At 66.7% G+C, this 14,655-nt stretch carries 14 protein-coding genes; 8 read left to right on the top strand and 6 right to left on the bottom strand.

Features of this window, described 5'->3' with window-relative positions; translation table 11 throughout:
* Positions 1–75: 75 nt before the first annotated feature.
* Entirely contained in the window at positions 76–615 is a 540-nt protein-coding gene (locus tag AC3ANX_RS15025; RefSeq protein ID WP_488334067.1) for a hypothetical protein, read from the top strand.
* Between the two features lie 37 nt (positions 616–652).
* On the opposite strand, the gene AC3ANX_RS15020 is transcribed toward AC3ANX_RS15025, so the two are convergent.
* The gene (locus AC3ANX_RS15020; RefSeq protein ID WP_488334066.1) at positions 653–1,645 is read right to left on the bottom strand and encodes an aldo/keto reductase; all 993 of its coding nucleotides are present in this window, start codon (positions 1,643–1,645) and stop codon (positions 653–655) included.
* Positions 1,646–1,737: 92 nt separating this feature from the next.
* On the opposite strand from AC3ANX_RS15020, the gene AC3ANX_RS15015 reads away from it, so the two are divergent.
* Both AC3ANX_RS15015 and AC3ANX_RS15010 read left to right on the top strand, forming a co-directional pair.
* Positions 1,738–2,637 carry a LysR substrate-binding domain-containing protein gene (locus tag AC3ANX_RS15015; RefSeq protein WP_488334065.1) on the top strand — a complete coding sequence of 300 codons (900 nt, stop codon included), beginning with the start codon at positions 1,738–1,740 and terminating at the stop codon, positions 2,635–2,637.
* A 64-nt stretch (positions 2,638–2,701) separates the two neighbouring features.
* The gene (locus AC3ANX_RS15010; protein ID WP_488334064.1) at positions 2,702–3,658 is read left to right on the top strand and encodes a bifunctional helix-turn-helix transcriptional regulator/GNAT family N-acetyltransferase; all 957 of its coding nucleotides are present in this window, start codon (positions 2,702–2,704) and stop codon (positions 3,656–3,658) included.
* Here the strand turns inward: AC3ANX_RS15010 and AC3ANX_RS15005 are convergent.
* The 4 genes from AC3ANX_RS15005 to groES all read right to left on the bottom strand — a co-directional run bounded on the left by AC3ANX_RS15005 (position 3,655) and on the right by groES (position 7,086).
* Entirely contained in the window at positions 3,655–4,218 is a 564-nt protein-coding gene (locus AC3ANX_RS15005) for a Uma2 family endonuclease (RefSeq protein ID WP_488334063.1), read from the bottom strand. The two genes, AC3ANX_RS15010 and AC3ANX_RS15005, sit on opposite strands and share 4 nt — an antisense overlap.
* Before the next feature lie 36 nt (positions 4,219–4,254).
* Positions 4,255–4,827, bottom strand: a complete 573-nt coding sequence (locus AC3ANX_RS15000; protein WP_488334062.1) for a Uma2 family endonuclease — start codon at positions 4,825–4,827, stop codon at positions 4,255–4,257.
* A 211-nt stretch (positions 4,828–5,038) separates the two neighbouring features.
* A complete protein-coding gene (gene groL / locus AC3ANX_RS14995; RefSeq protein ID WP_488334061.1) occupies positions 5,039–6,685 on the bottom strand; it encodes a chaperonin GroEL in 1,647 nt (548 codons plus the stop codon).
* Positions 6,686–6,798: 113 nt separating this feature from the next.
* On the bottom strand, positions 6,799–7,086 hold the full coding sequence (gene groES / locus AC3ANX_RS14990; RefSeq protein ID WP_488334060.1) for a co-chaperone GroES: 288 nt from the start codon (positions 7,084–7,086) through the stop codon (positions 6,799–6,801).
* A 219-nt stretch (positions 7,087–7,305) separates the two neighbouring features.
* Between groES and sppA the strand changes: the two genes are divergently transcribed.
* The 5 genes from sppA (at position 7,306) to AC3ANX_RS14965 (ending at position 13,659) form a co-directional block, all read left to right on the top strand.
* Positions 7,306–9,177 (top strand): signal peptide peptidase SppA, encoded by a 1,872-nt coding sequence (sppA, locus tag AC3ANX_RS14985; protein ID WP_488334059.1) that lies wholly within the window; start codon positions 7,306–7,308, stop codon positions 9,175–9,177.
* Positions 9,171–9,734: a GNAT family N-acetyltransferase gene (locus tag AC3ANX_RS14980; protein ID WP_488334058.1), complete on the top strand. Its 564-nt coding sequence runs from the start codon at positions 9,171–9,173 to the stop codon at positions 9,732–9,734. Before sppA ends, AC3ANX_RS14980 begins: the two co-directional genes overlap by 7 nt.
* A gap of 61 nt (positions 9,735–9,795) precedes the next feature.
* Entirely contained in the window at positions 9,796–12,720 is a 2,925-nt protein-coding gene (gene ileS, locus AC3ANX_RS14975) for an isoleucine--tRNA ligase (protein WP_488334057.1), read from the top strand.
* Entirely contained in the window at positions 12,717–13,250 is a 534-nt protein-coding gene (gene lspA / locus AC3ANX_RS14970; RefSeq protein ID WP_488334056.1) for a signal peptidase II, read from the top strand. Before ileS ends, lspA begins: the two co-directional genes overlap by 4 nt.
* The gene (locus AC3ANX_RS14965) at positions 13,243–13,659 is read left to right on the top strand and encodes a DUF3035 domain-containing protein (protein ID WP_488334055.1); all 417 of its coding nucleotides are present in this window, start codon (positions 13,243–13,245) and stop codon (positions 13,657–13,659) included. The genes lspA and AC3ANX_RS14965 overlap by 8 nt, the downstream gene beginning before the upstream one ends.
* A 108-nt stretch (positions 13,660–13,767) precedes the next feature.
* Here AC3ANX_RS14965 and AC3ANX_RS14960 read toward each other — a convergent pair whose 3' ends face one another.
* The gene (locus tag AC3ANX_RS14960; protein ID WP_488334054.1) at positions 13,768–14,532 is read right to left on the bottom strand and encodes a TorF family putative porin; all 765 of its coding nucleotides are present in this window, start codon (positions 14,530–14,532) and stop codon (positions 13,768–13,770) included.
* Between the last annotated feature and the right edge of the window lie 123 nt (positions 14,533–14,655).

Below are 14,655 nucleotides of genomic sequence, written 5' to 3'. Positions count from 1 at the left end.
AATGTGTCACCTGCGTAACCACCGCGCGCAAAGTGCGTTTGGGGCAGCATCATCTTCGTTGAAGGAGGCTCCGCCATGCGCATCATCTCCCATTTCGCTTCGGGCGCGATCGTCGCCGGGCTGCTGTTCGCCCCGGTCACCGGTGCAAGCGCGCAGCAGCAGCGCGACGGCCTTGGCCATATCGCGACCGAGCCGTTGCGCGACGCGCGCATCCGCGAGGAGAAGATCCCCGAGGTGCTGCAACGCGCCGCCTCCGCGCCGTATTCCTCGGCCGGCACGCAAAGCTGCGCGGCGATCGGCGCGCAGATCCGCGCGCTCAACGGCGCGCTTGGCGCGGACGTGGATACGCCTGCGAAGCAGAAGGGCGAGGGCTCGGCGATCGCGGCGGCGGGCGCGCGCGCGGTGGTGGGCACGCTGATCCCGGGGCTCGGGCTGGTGCGGGTCATCACCGGGGCGGACAAAGCGCAGCGTCGTGCGGAGGCTGCGGTCTATGCCGGCGCGGTGCGGCGCGGGTATCTCAAAGGGCTCGGCCTCGCCAAACGCTGCGGCGCACCCGCCGCGCCGACCGCCGCCTCGCTGGCCGCGCGCCCGGAACTGCTCGCCGCCGACAAGTGAGTGTCGCCGGGGCGGCGGATCCGCCCCGGCCCGTCGCTCAGCGCTCGCTGTCGAGGTGCGCCATCTGCTGCGCCGGATAGCGATCGCCGACGGCCGAACCCTGCGGCACCGCCGCCTCGATCGCGGCGAGGTCTTCGGGCGCGAGCGTCACGTCCGCCGCGCCGAGCGCCTCGCTCAACCGCGTGCGCGTGCGCGCGCCGACGACGGGGAAGATGTCCTCACCCTGCGCCGCCACCCAAGCGATCGCCGCCTGCGCGGTGGTGATGCCGCGCGCCTCGGCGACCTTGCCCAGCGCCGCGCCAAGCGCGAGATTGTGGTCGAGCGCGCCGGGCTGGAAACGCGGCGTGTGCGTGCGGTAATCGCCAGGCGCGGACTGGCCCGGTTGATAATGGCTGCTGAGCAGCCCGCGCGCGAGGACGCCATATGCGGTCACCGCAATGCCGAGTTCGCGCAGCGTCGGCAGGATATCGCGCTCGATGCCGCGCGAGATGAGCGAATATTCGATCTGGAGGTCGCAGATCGGGTGCGTTGCGGCGGCGCGGCGGATCGTCTCCGCACCGACTTCGGAGAGGCCGATGTGACGCACATAGCCGGCCTGCACCATCTCGGCGATCGCGCCGACCGTCTCCTCGATCGGCACCGACGGGTCGAGTCGCGCCGGGCGGTAGATGTCGATATGGTCGACGCCGAGCCGTTCGAGCGTATAGGCCAGCGCGGTCTTCACCGCCTGCGGACGCCCGTCGAAACCAATGAACGCGCCATCGGGCGAGCGCAAAGCGCCGAACTTGACGCTCAGCTGCACCGCATCGCGATCGCGGCCCTTGAGCGCCTCGGCAATGAGCAGCTCGTTATGGCCCATGCCGTAGAAGTCGCCGGTGTCGATCAGCGTCACGCCCGCGTCGAGCGCGGCATGGATGGTGGCGATGCTTTCGTCGCGGTCGGACGGTCCGTAGCTGCCCGACATGCCCATCGCGCCGAGCCCAATCGCTGAAACGCGCGGGCCGGTCTTGCCGAGAAGTCGTGTCTGCATGGGATGCTCCTTGATGATGCGGACTATCTAGGGCGGCGCAGATTGTGCGATAATCCCGTCTTCGGTGAACAGCATGTGCGGATTTCAGAACAATGGCCGATGCCGACCTAGGCGATCTCGCCGCCTTCGCCGCGGTTGCCGAGCAACGCAGCTTCCGCCGCGCCGCGACCCTGCGCAACGGTTCCGCTTCGACGCTCAGCGCCAGCGTGCGACGACTGGAGGAACGGCTCGGCGTGCGGCTGCTCCACCGCACCACGCGCAGCGTCACGCTGACCGAAGCGGGCGCGGATCTGCTGGCGTCGGTCCGCCCCGCGCTCACCGAGATCGGCCGCGCGGTCGAGGTGGCGGGCGGCTCAGCCGATGCGCCGCGCGGCACCTTGCGGCTCAACGTGCCGGTGGGCGTCGCCGACCTGATCCTGCCGCCGATCCTCGCGCGCTTCGTGGCGCGCTATCCCGACATTCGCGTCGATGTGACCGCGGACGACACGTTCGTCGACATTCTCGCCGGCGGGTTCGACGCGGGCATCCGCTACGACGAGCGGCTGGAGCAGGACATGATCGCGGTGCCGATCGGCCCGCGCCATGATCGCTACGTCACCGTCGCCGCGCCCGCCTATCTCGCGCGGCGCGGCGTGCCGGTCCACCCGGACGAGGTGGTGGCGCACGATGCCGTCCTCTACCGTTTCGTCAGCGGGCGGATCAGCGAGTGGGAATATGAGAAGGGCGACGAGACGATCTTCGTCGCGCCCACGCCCCGCATGGTCGGCAACCGCATGGCGCTGCTGCTCGCGGCGGCGGAAGCGGGGGCGGGGCTGTTCGCCGGGTTCGAGGCCTATGTCGCGCCGGGTATCGCGCGCGGTGCGCTGGTGCCGGTGCTGGAAGACTGGTCGGTGCGGTTCAGCGGGCCGTTCCTCTACTTCGCCGGGCGGCGGCTGATGCCCGCGCCGCTGCGCGCCTTCGTTCATTTCCTGCGTGAGGATGCGCACGGGTGATGCGGAATCTTTACAACGCTCGTGAATAAACATAACACGCTATATAGCGTGTAAGGAAATCATGATGCCGCGTGACATTCTGGAGGATCTGGGTCCGCTTTTCCTCGGCAGCCGTCTGAAGCGCCTGGCCGAACGGATGCAGGCCGGTGCCGCCGCCGCGATCCGCGAGGCGGGTCTGCCGGTCCAGCCGAGCCACTTTCCGCTGATCGCCGCGCTCGATCGTTATGGCCCGCTAACAATGGGCGAGACAATCGAGGCGCTCGGCGTCAGCCAGCCGGCGGTGACGCGGATCGTGACCGCACTCGTCGCGCTCGATCTGGTCGCGGTGTCGCGGGAGCATAAGGATCAGCGGCAGAAGACGCTCGCGCTCACCCCCGCCGGCCAAGCGCTGACCGAACGCGCGCGCGGGGAGTTCTGGCCGCGTGTCGAAGCGGCGGCGGTGGAGCTGTGCGAAGGCGCGTCCGGCCCGTTGCTCGATCAGATCGCGATGCTGGAGGCGGCGCTCGCAGCCAAGCCGCTCGAACGCCGCATTGCCGAGCGTGGAGCATCGTCGCTGGTGCTTCACGAATTCAGCGACTCTCTCGCGCCGGTGTTCCGCGACATCAACGCCGCCTGGATCGCGCAGATGTTCACGCTGGAGGCGACCGACCGCGAGGTGCTCGACAACCCCCGCGCGCGGATCATCGAGCCGGGCGGGGCGATCCTGTTCGTCGAGGCGCCCGGTGCGGGCATCGTCGGCACCTGCGCGTTGCAGAAGACCGGCGAAGGCCAGTTCGAACTCACCAAGATGGGCGTGACCGAGGCGGCGCGCGGCCGCAAGGCGGGCGAGTTCCTGCTCACCGCGATGATCGCGCGCGCCAGGGCGATGGGGGCGGAGACGCTCTACCTCCTCACCAGCCGCAAATGCGCAGCCGCGATCCACCTCTACGAGAAGCTTGGTTTCGAGCACGATGCCGACATCATGGCACGCTTCGGCGCCCGCTATGCGCGCTGCGACGTGGCGATGCGCTATCGCGGTTAGTCGCGCGCGAAGATCTCGGCGTGCGGAAGGGTGATGCCGAGCGCCGGGAGGTCGATATCGTGCGGTTCGGCGAACAGATCGTCGCGCCACGATGTAGGCCCGAGCCGCTGGATCACACGCGTCAGTTCGCTCGCCGGATCGACGAACACGAGCGTGTCGAGCGAGGCGAGGCGGCGATATTCGTCCGCCTTCTCGCCCTGATCGTTCTTGCTGGTGGAGGGCGACAGCACCTCGAAGATCACCCTTGGGCGCTCGAACGTCTGGAGCGTATCGGTCTCGGGGAGCGGCGGCTCGTCGCAGATCACACTGACATCGGGGTAGCGCAGGTTGATGTCGTCGATGCGGATACCCGCGTCGGACCCGTATGGGCGGCAGTCTTTGCCGCGCAACACACCGCGTAGATAGGCGATGATGTTGATCGCGACCCGGGCATGCGCGCGTGTGCCACCGGTCATCATGCGGATTTCACCGTCGATCAGCTCGAACTTCTTGTCCTTGCCGAACGTGATCGACAGGAACTGCTCTACGGTGATCGGCTTGAAGACGGGATCGTGTCGCATCGGCACCTCTGCGCGCGAGCATAGCGCAAATGTCAGTTAGTCGCGTGCGAAAATCTCAGCGTGCGGAAGGGTGATGCCGAGCGACGGCAGCGCTACGTCCGCGCCCGTCGGAAGCCAGGTGTCCGCCCAGTCGTCACCAGACACGCGGCGCACGACGCGGACGCGTTCGTCAGAGGTATCGACCAGCACGATCGCCTCCACACCGGCGAGCGCGCGATACTCGAGCAGCTTGACCTTCTGGTCGAAGGCGGATGTCGAAGGCGACAGCACCTCGAACACCACGCGTGGATCGCCGAGCAGCTTCTTGCGCGCGTTCTCGGGCGCGGCGGGGTTGTTGCAATAAACGCTGATGTCGGGGAAGCGCGCGGTCCGCTCGTCGGTGCGAGTCGCGAAGTCGGAGCCGTAGAGCCGACAGCCCGAGCCGCGTAGCGCGCGGTGGAGATAGGCATAGATGTTGCCTGCGACCCGCGCATGTTCCTCGCTGCCGCTCGCCATCATGTAGATCAGGCCGTCTTCCAGTTCCGCCTTCGCGCCGCCGAAATCCATGTCGAGGAACTCCTCGACCGAGACGCGGCGGTAGGCGGAATCGATTGCGACCTTCTGGGCCATGTGTGCATCATAACAGATCGGGCGGGACGCACAAAGGGCCGGGGATGGCTCCTCCGGCCCTTCGTTTTGGTCCAGCTTGGTGGGCTGGGTGCTTGGAACGGGCGACGGCAAAGCCGCCGCCTTGCGTCGGACGGGATCGACGGCTTTGCCGCCGACCCGCCGGCCGTTCTGATTTTCCGTCCGGGGCAGCTTTCGCTGCCCCGGTCGAAAATCAGAAGTCCATGCCGCCCATACCGCCCATGCCGCCGCCGCCCATTGCGGGCATCGCGGGCTTGTCTTCCGGCAGCTCGCTCACGGCCGCTTCGGTCGTGATGAGCAGGCCGGCGACCGAGGCTGCGTTCTGGAGCGCGGTGCGCACGACCTTGGTCGGGTCGATCACGCCGGCCGAAACCAGGTTCTCGTACACGTCGGTCGAGGCGTTGAAGCCGAACGAGGTGTCGGTCTGGTCGAGCAGCTTGCCCGAAACCACCGCACCGTCATGGCCGGCGTTGGTCGCGATCTGGCGAACCAGTGCGGTCAGCGCCTTGCGGATGATGTCGATGCCGCGGGTCTGGTCCTCGTTGGCGCCGGTCAGGCCTTCCAGAGCACGCGTGCCGTACAGCAGCGCGGTGCCGCCGCCGGGAACGATGCCTTCTTCGACAGCCGCGCGGGTCGCGTGCAGCGCGTCGTCGACGCGATCCTTGCGCTCCTTCACTTCGACTTCCGAAGCGCCGCCGACCTTGATGACGGCCACGCCGCCAGCGAGCTTGGCGAGACGCTCCTGGAGCTTCTCACGGTCATAGTCCGAGGTCGTGATCTCGATCTGCTGACGGATCGCATCGGTGCGGCCCTTGATCGACTCGGCTTCACCCGCACCATCGACGATGGTGGTGTTGTCCTTGTCGATGGTGACGCGCTTGGCGGTGCCGAGCATGCCGAGCGTGACGGTCTCGAGCTTGATGCCGAGGTCTTCCGAGATCACTTCGCCCTTGGTCAGGACGGCGATGTCCTCGAGCATCGCCTTGCGGCGATCGCCGAAGCCCGGTGCCTTGACCGCTGCGACCTTGAGGCCGCCGCGCAGCTTGTTGACCACGAGCGTGGCCAGAGCCTCACCCTCGATGTCCTCGGCGATGATGAGCAGCGGGCGACCCGACTGAACGACGGCTTCCAGGATCGGGAGCATCGCCTGAAGGTTCGACAGCTTCTTCTCGTGGATCAGGATGTACGGGTCGGCGAGTTCGACCGTCATCTTCTCCGGGTTGGTGATGAAGTAGGGCGAGAGGTAGCCACGGTCGAACTGCATGCCCTCGACGACGTCGAGTTCGAAGTCGAGACCCTTGGCCTCCTCGACGGTGATGACGCCTTCCTTGCCGACCTTCTCCATCGCTTCCGCGATCTTCTCGCCGACTTCCTTGTCGCCGTTGGCCGAGATGATGCCGACCTGCGCGACTTCCGACGAACCCGAAACCGGCTTCGAACGGCCCTTCACGTCCTCGACAACCTTGGCGACGGCGAGATCGATGCCGCGCTTGAGGTCCATCGGGTTCATGCCGGCCGCAACCGACTTCATGCCTTCGCGCACGATTGCCTGGGCGAGCACGGTGGCGGTGGTGGTGCCGTCGCCAGCGACGTCGTTGGTCTTCGAGGCGACCTCGCGAACCATCTGCGCGCCCATGTTCTCGAACTTGTCCTTGAGTTCGATTTCCTTGGCGACGGTGACGCCGTCCTTGGTGATGCGCGGTGCGCCGAACGACTTGTCGATCACGACGTTGCGGCCCTTCGGCCCGAGCGTGACCTTCACCGCATCGGCGAGGATGTCGACGCCGCGCAGGATGCGCTCGCGCGCGTCACGGCTGAATTTTACGTCCTTGGCTGCCATTGTTCTAGCCTTTCAAAAGATCGTCATCCCAGCGGACGCTGGGATCTTGTTGGGGTGGGCGGTCGCCCGGCCCCGGGGAGACCCCAGCGTGCGCTGGGGTGACGGAAATGGGTTCAGCCGACGATCCCGAGGATGTCCGACTCTTTCATGATGAGCAGGTCTTCACCGTTGACCTTGACCTCGGTGCCCGACCATTTGCCGAACAGGATCTTGTCGCCGGCCTTGACGTCGAGCGGCGTCACCTTGCCGTCCTCGGCCTTGGCGCCGGCACCGGCGGCGACGACTTCGCCTTCCTGCGGCTTTTCCTTGGCGGTGTCGGGGATGATGATCCCGCCCGCGGTCTTCTCTTCCGCCTCAACCCGGCGGACGAGAACGCGATCGTGCAACGGACGAAAGTTCATGCGCTGTCCTTCATTTCAGTGCCTGATGAAAGTTGTTAGCACTCGCCGAAGGTGAGTGCCAGCGGCGCTCATATGTGCCTGTTCCGGCGCATCGTCAACCATCGGCAACCGAGCGCGCGACCAATTTTTCGACTGTGTTGCCCGCCTAGCACGGGAGTTTACGCGGTCGTGGCGATGCTCTAGCGAGTGGAGGTCATCCGCCAACAGGAGAGCGGCAGAGTGAAACTCGTTCGGGGTGCGTGGAAGCTATTGGTCGGGATCAAGGACGCGCTCGTCCTGATCGCGATGCTGCTGTTCTTCGGGGTGCTGTTCGGCGCGCTCGCGGCGCGGCCGGCTGGCTCCTCGAACCGGCAGGGCGCACTGCTGCTCAAGCTCGACGGGCCGATCGTCGAACAGCCGGGCGAGCCGGGCACGCTCGCCTCGCTGAGCGGATCGCCGACCACCACCGAATACCGGCTGCGCGACCTCGTGCGTGCGCTCGACAAGGCGAAGGGCGACGCCGACGTGAAGGTGGTCGTGCTCGATCTCGACTCGTTCGGCGGCGGCTATCCGGCGGCGCTCGGCGAAGTCGGCGATGCGATCCGCCGCGTGCGCGACAGCGGCAAGCCGGTGCTCGCTTATGCCACCGCCTATACCGACGGTGCCTATCGCCTCGCCGCCAACGCCAGCGAAGTCTGGGTCAACCCGATGGGCGGCTCGCTGTTCATGGGGCCGGGCGGCACGCAGCTTTACTATAAAGGCCTGATCGACAAGCTCGGCGTCAATGCGCACGTCTATCGCGTCGGCAAGTACAAGTCCTTCGTCGAGCCCTACACGCGCGACGCCGCTTCGCCAGAGGCCAAGGAAGAGGTCGTCAAGCTCTACCAGGTGCTGTTCGGCCAGTGGCAGGAGGCGATCGCCAAGGCGCGTCCCAAGGCCAAGGTCGGCCCGTTCCTCACTCAGCCCGATCAGGTGATCGCCGCCGCGCAGGGCGATATCGCCAAGGCCAATCTCGACGCGGGGCTGGTCGACAAGCTCGGCACCCGGCTCGATTTCGCCAAGCGTGTCGCGGAGATCGCCGGCACCGACACCAGCAAGCCGGTCGGTTCTTTCAAGACGATCGCCTATGACGGCTATGTCGCGCGCAATCCGCTGGCGACCGGCGGCGACGCGGTCGGCGTGCTGACGATCGCGGGTGATATCGTCGACGGCAAGTCGACCGGCGGCAGCGTCGGCGGCGACACGATCGCGCGGCTGATGCTCGACGGGCTCGCCAAGAAGACCCTCAAGGCGCTGGTGGTGCGGGTCGACTCGCCGGGCGGCTCCGCGCTCGCGTCGGAGACGATGCGCCGCGCGATCCAGGAGGCGAAGGCGCAGAAGCTGCCGATCGTCGTGTCGATGGGTTCGGTCGCGGCATCGGGCGGCTATTGGGTGTCGACCGCGGGCGACCGCATCTTCGCCGAGCCGAACACGATCACCGGTTCGATCGGCATCTTCGGCATCATCCCGACCTTCGAGAACACGCTTAAGAAGATCGGCATCACGACGGACGGGGTGAAGACCACGCCGCTGTCGGGCCAGCCCGACATCTACGCGGGCACCACCCCGCAGGCCGACGCGATCTTCCAGGCGGGGATCGAGAACGGCTACAGGCAGTTCATCGGCCGCGTCGCCGCCGCGCGCCACCTGACCCCGCAGCGCGTCGACGAGATCGGGCAGGGGCGCGTGTGGGATGGCGGCACCGCCCGGCAGATCGGGCTGGTCGACCAGTTCGGCGGGCTCGACGATGCGGTTGCGGCGGCGGCCAAGCTGGCTGGCCTCAGCAGCTACCATGCCGAATATCTCGAGAAGAAGCCGAGTGCGTTCGCTCGGTTGATCGCGCAATTCACGCGTGATGATGACGACGACGCGAAAACCGCGGGTGACGCCTTCACGCGCATCGCCGCGCAGCACCGCGCCGCCTTCGCGCAGGCGATCGGCGACGTGAAGCGGATCGGCACGGGCGCGGCGATCCAGGCGCGCTGCCTCGAATGCGAGGGCCTCGGCGCGACTGCGCCGGCACAGGGGGACGTGACGCTGATGAACACCATTCTGGCGCACTTCGGATGGTAATCGCGGTCCGCCCCGCCACGCCCGATGACGCTGCGGCGATCGCGGACATCTACCGCCCCTATGTCGAGGCGGGTACGGTGTCGTTCGAGAGCGACGCGCCTGACGCAGAGCAGATGCGCACGCGCATGCTCGCGTCCGACGGCTATTTCCCGTGGCTGGTCGTCACCGAAGGCGAAGCGCAGACGGTGATCGGCTACGCCTATGCCGGCACGTTCCGCGACCGCCCGGCCTATCGCTACACGATCGAGACGTCGGTCTATCTCGCGCAGCCGGCGCAGGGTAAGGGCTATGGCCGCCAGTTGTACGACGCGCTGATCGACACGGTGCGCGCGCAGGGGTTCACCCATGCCGTCACCGTCATCACGCTTCCCAACGACTGGCTGATGCGCCTCAACGAATCGGTCGGCTTCAGGCGCACCGGCGTGCTGCGCGAGGCAGGCTACAAGAACGGCCGCTGGATCGACGTCGGCTTCTGGCAGGTCGAACTCAACGACGCAACCATCCCGCCCAAAGAGCCAAAGCCGTTCAGCCAAACCGGCATGGTGTGGAACTGGTGAGGGCCTGATGGGTGGGCGGGGGCTTTATAGTGGCGCGTCGCTCGGCTAAGGCGCGCGCTTCATGACCGACACTTCCGCACCCGAGAGCCCGCGCGACTGGCGCGACACCGTCTTCCTGCCGAAGACAGACTTCCCAATGAAGGCGGGCCTCGCCGCCAAGGAACCCGCGATCCTCGCGCGGTGGGAGAAGCTCGGCCTGTACGAGCGCCTGCGCGAGCAGCGCGCCGGGCGCGAGCGCTTCATCCTCCACGACGGCCCGCCTTATGCGAATGGCGACATTCACATGGGTCATGCGATGAACAAGGTGCTGAAGGACATCATCGTCCGCAGCCAGTCGCTGATGGGCAAGGACGCGCCCTACGTGCCGGGCTGGGACTGCCACGGCTTGCCGATCGAGTGGAAGGTCGAGGAGGCGTACCGCGCCAAGAAGCTCGACAAGGATCAGGTGCCGGTCGCGCAGTTCCGCGCCGAGTGCCGCGCCTATGCCGAGAAGTGGGTGGCGGTGCAGCGCGCGCAGTTCGAGCGGCTCGGCGTGATGGGCGACTGGGCCGACCCGTATCTGACGATGAAGTATGAGGCGGAAGCGTCGATCGTCGGCGAGCTGCTCAAGTTTGCGGAGTCGGGCCAGCTCTACCGTGGCGCCAAACCGGTGATGTGGTCCCCGGTCGAGAAGACCGCGCTCGCCGAGGCCGAGGTCGAATATGAGGACGTGGTGTCGACGCAGATCGACGTCGCGTTCGAGATCACCGAAGCGCCGAACGCGCCCGAGCTGGTCGGCGCGCATGCGGTGATCTGGACGACGACGCCGTGGACGATCCCGGTCAACCAGGCTTTGGCTTATGGGCCTGAAATTGCTTACACAGTCGTTGATATTGATGGGCGACGCTACGTGGTTGCCAGCAATCTTGTGAAAGCGCTCGTTGAGCGGATGGAGCAATTTCGAGAGCCAAATCCAAATTTCCGTTGGGTCAAGCCCTCGGCTACGCTTATTCTCGGATCTAGCGCGTTTACCGGTGCCACCGCTCGCCACCCGATGCACCACCTCGGCGGGTTCTTCGCCAAGCCGCGCCCGTTTCTCGCCGGCGACTTCGTCACCACCGACGCCGGCACCGGCCTCGTCCATATGTCGCCGGACCATGGCGAGGACGACTTCCTGCTGTGCAAGGCGAACGGCATCGACCCCGTGTTCGCGGTCGACGGCGCGGGGATGTACCGCGCCGACTGGCTGTGGCTGGGCGGACAGGGCAGCGTCATCAACAAGAAGTTCGTCAGCGCCGAGGGGCCGATCTGTTCGGACCTGCGCGAGGTGGGCGCGCTGCTCGCCGCGTCGGACGACTTCGCGCACTCCTATCCGCATAGCTGGCGTTCGAAGGCGAAGGTGATCTTCCGCGCCACGCCGCAGTGGTTCATTCCTATGGACCGTAGCGAGGTATCGCCCGCCACCACCGTCACCCCAGCGGAAGCTGGGGTGACGGGCGAAGGCGCGGGGCAGGAGCCGCGGGAGACCCCAGCTTCTGCTGGGGTGACGGCTGTTGGGAGCGTCGGGGCGACGGCGGCTGGCAACGGCGCGACGCTCCGCCAGATCGCGCTCGACGCGATCGAGCAGACGCGCTGGGTGCCGGAGCGATCGAAGAACCGCATCAACGCGATGGTCTCACAGCGGCCCGACTGGGTGATCAGCCGCCAGCGCGCGTGGGGCGTGCCGATCGCGCTGTACGTCCACCGCCAGACCGGCGATTACCTCCGCGATCCCGCAGTCAACCAGCGCATCCGCGAGGCGTTCACCGCCGGCGGCGCGGATGCGTGGTTCGCGGCCGATCATCAGGCGCTGCTCGGCCCCGACTATGATCTTGCCGAGTACGAGGTTGTCACCGACATTCTCGATGTGTGGTTCGATTCGGGCTCGACCCACGCCTTCGTGGTCGAGGCGCGGTACGGCGCGGGCGTGCGCGCCAACCTCTATCTCGAAGGGTCGGACCAGCATCGCGGCTGGTTCCAGTCGTCGCTGCTCGAATCCTCGGGCACGCGCGGGCGCGCGCCGTATGACGCGGTGCTGACGCATGGCTTCGCGCTCGACGGCAACGGCCGCAAGATGTCCAAGAGCCTCGGCAACGTGGTCGATCCGCTAAAGGTGATCGGCGAAAGCGGTGCGGACATCCTGCGCATGTGGGTCGCCTCGGTCGATTATTTCGAGGACGTGCGCATCGGCAAGGAGGTGCTCGCCACCACCAGCGACGCGTATCGCAAGCTGCGCAACACCTTCCGCTATCTGCTCGGCGCGCTCGACGGGTTCAGCGACGACGAGAAGGTCGCGCCCGCCGACATGCCCGAGCTGGAGCGCTACGTCCTCCACCTGCTCGGCGGCCTCGACCGAGAGTTGAAGACGGCGGCGGAAGCGTATGAGTTCAACCGTTACCTGCGGCTGCTCACCGATTTCGCGCAGGAGGATCTGTCGGCCTTCTACTTCGATATCCGCAAGGATTCGCTGTATTGCGATGCGCCCGGCGACATCAAGCGGCGCGCGGCGCGCACCGTATTCGATCTGCTGTTCCACGCGCTGGTGCGCTGGTCCGCGCCGATCCTGTGCTTCACCGCGGAAGAAGCTTGGGCTGCGCGTTTTCCGAGCGAGGACGGGTCGGTCCACTTCCTCGAATGGCCCGAGCTGCCTGCCGTCCCGGGCGACGACGGTGTGTCCACGCTCTGGGCCGAAGTCCGGGCGCTTCGCGCGCAAGTGACCGAGGCGATCGAGCCGCTGCGCCGCGAGAAGGTGGTGCGTTCCAGCCTGGAGGCGGAGGTGACGGTGCCTGCGCTGCCGGTCTCGGCCGAAGCGCTGGCCGAGGCGTTCATCGTCGCGAAGGTATCGAAGGGCGATGCCATCGCGGTGTCGCGCACCGAATACCACAAATGCGGCCGCTGCTGGCGACTGCTGCCCGAGGTGGTCGAAGACCTCGCGCTGTGTGACCGCTGCGAAAGCGTGGTGGCATGAGCCGACTTCCGTTCGCCGGACTCGCGGCCGCCGCTCTGCTGTTCGCCGCCGATCAGGCGTCCAAATACGGCATCACGCAGGTGCTGCGGCTGGACGATCTTACCGACGCGCGCGAGATCACGCCGTTCTTCAACCTCCGTTTCGTCGCCAACCACGGCGTTTCGCTGGGGTTGCTCCACGCCGACAGCGACACGATGCGCTGGGCGCTGGTGGCGATGACCGGGCTGATCGCGGTCGGCGTGCTGGTGTGGATGCTGCGCGAGCCGAAGCGGATCGAGCAGGTCGCGCTCGGCTGCATCTTCGGCGGCGCGATCGGCAATATCCTCGATCGGGTGCGGCTCGGCTATGTGGTCGATTTCGCCGATTTTCATATCGGCGCGTGGCAACCGTTTTTGGTCTTCAATGTCGCCGATGCGGCGATTACGGTAGGTGTGCTCGTCTTGTTCGTCCGCGCGCTTCTGGTACGCGACAAGCCCAGCAGCGAACGACAAGCGACACGAGATTCTGTGGAGACTTCTGGCAATGCGTAAATTGGTGTGTGTCGCGGGCGTGTCGAGCGTCGCGCTGTTGCTCGGCGGGTGCGGCCATTCGCGCATGGGGAAGCCTGGCGGCCCCGACGAATTCGCCGTCGCGCGTCAGGCGCCGCTGGTGATCCCGCCCGACTTCTCGCTCGCGCCCCCCAAGCCCGGTGCGGCGCGCGCCAACGACGTGAGCCCCAACGCACAGGCGCTCGATGCTTTGTTCGGCGGCTCGGCCCCGCGCAGCGCGGGTGAGGGCGCGACGATCGGCGCGGCGGGAGCGGAAAGCGACGATCCCGGCATCCGGTCCTCGGTGGATGATCCCGCGACGACGGTCGCCGACAAGGGCGCTTCGACCCGCGACGTGGTCGCAGCGCCGGTCGGCGACGGGCAGAGCGCACGCGCCTCGACACCCAACTGATCGGGTCGGGCACGGAAACAAAAAGGGGGAGCGGTGCACCGCTCCCCCTTTTTCGTATCCGGTCGGAAGCGGTTGCCCGGAGCGATCCGGGGCAACCGCCGCAGCGGCTTAGAAAGCCGCGCCCAGCGAGACCACCACGCCACTCTTGGCGATGTTGCGCGTTTCGCCGTGCTGATCGGTGATGAACGAGTCCTTGTTGGTGTCGACGTAGCTGACGCCGAGCGTGAGGTGGTTCCACGTCACCGTGCCGCCGAGACCCCAGTCGGTATATTCCTTGCCGATCGACAGGTAGCTCGGGCCAAAGGTATGGCCGAGGTGCGCGGTGAGGCCGAACGGCGTGTTCGGAACCGATGCGGCGAGATCGCCGGCGAGATAGACGTTGTCTTCCGAGTGGATGCCATCGACCGTCAGCGCCTTCTGCTTGGGCGCGTAATTGACCGTCACCTTGCCGTTGACCGGGCCCATCTGGGTCGAGATGTCAAAATAGGGCTCCGCGAAGTCGGTGTTTGCGTGGCCGCCGCCGGGATAGTAATAATAGAGCACGCCGCCATCGAGCTTGATGCCGTTGATCGTCTTCGAATAGCCCGCGATCAGATCGACTTCCTGATCGCTGCCGTTGGCGATGTAGTCGTCGATCGTGGAGCCCCAGACGGTGGCGTACAGGCCCGATTCGTGGGCAACGGTGAAGGTGCCCTGAAGCGCGACCTTCTTGTCGGTCTGCGAAATGCCGCGGAAGCGATAGTCCGAGATCAGCGTGGCGCCGCCCGAGACGGTGATCGCCGGCGCCGGAGCCGTGGGTGCGTCGTCCGCGAAAGCGGGCGTGGCGGTGGCGGCGAGCAAAAGCGCGCCGAGCGAGAGTGTGGAGAAGCGCATCGTTTCCCTTTCGAAAATGCGTCGTCCCCGCCTGCTTCCGCGAGCATGTGCGTCTGTAAGGGCGAACCCTCCGCGCTACTGGCCGTTGGAAGCCGCAACTTGGCTGCGCTTATGATGCAGCAC

The organism is Sphingomonas sp. BRN-1R (genome assembly GCF_057748035.1).
The sequence above is the reverse complement of the archived record's forward strand: the minus strand, read 5'-3'. Positions and strand labels throughout refer to the sequence as shown.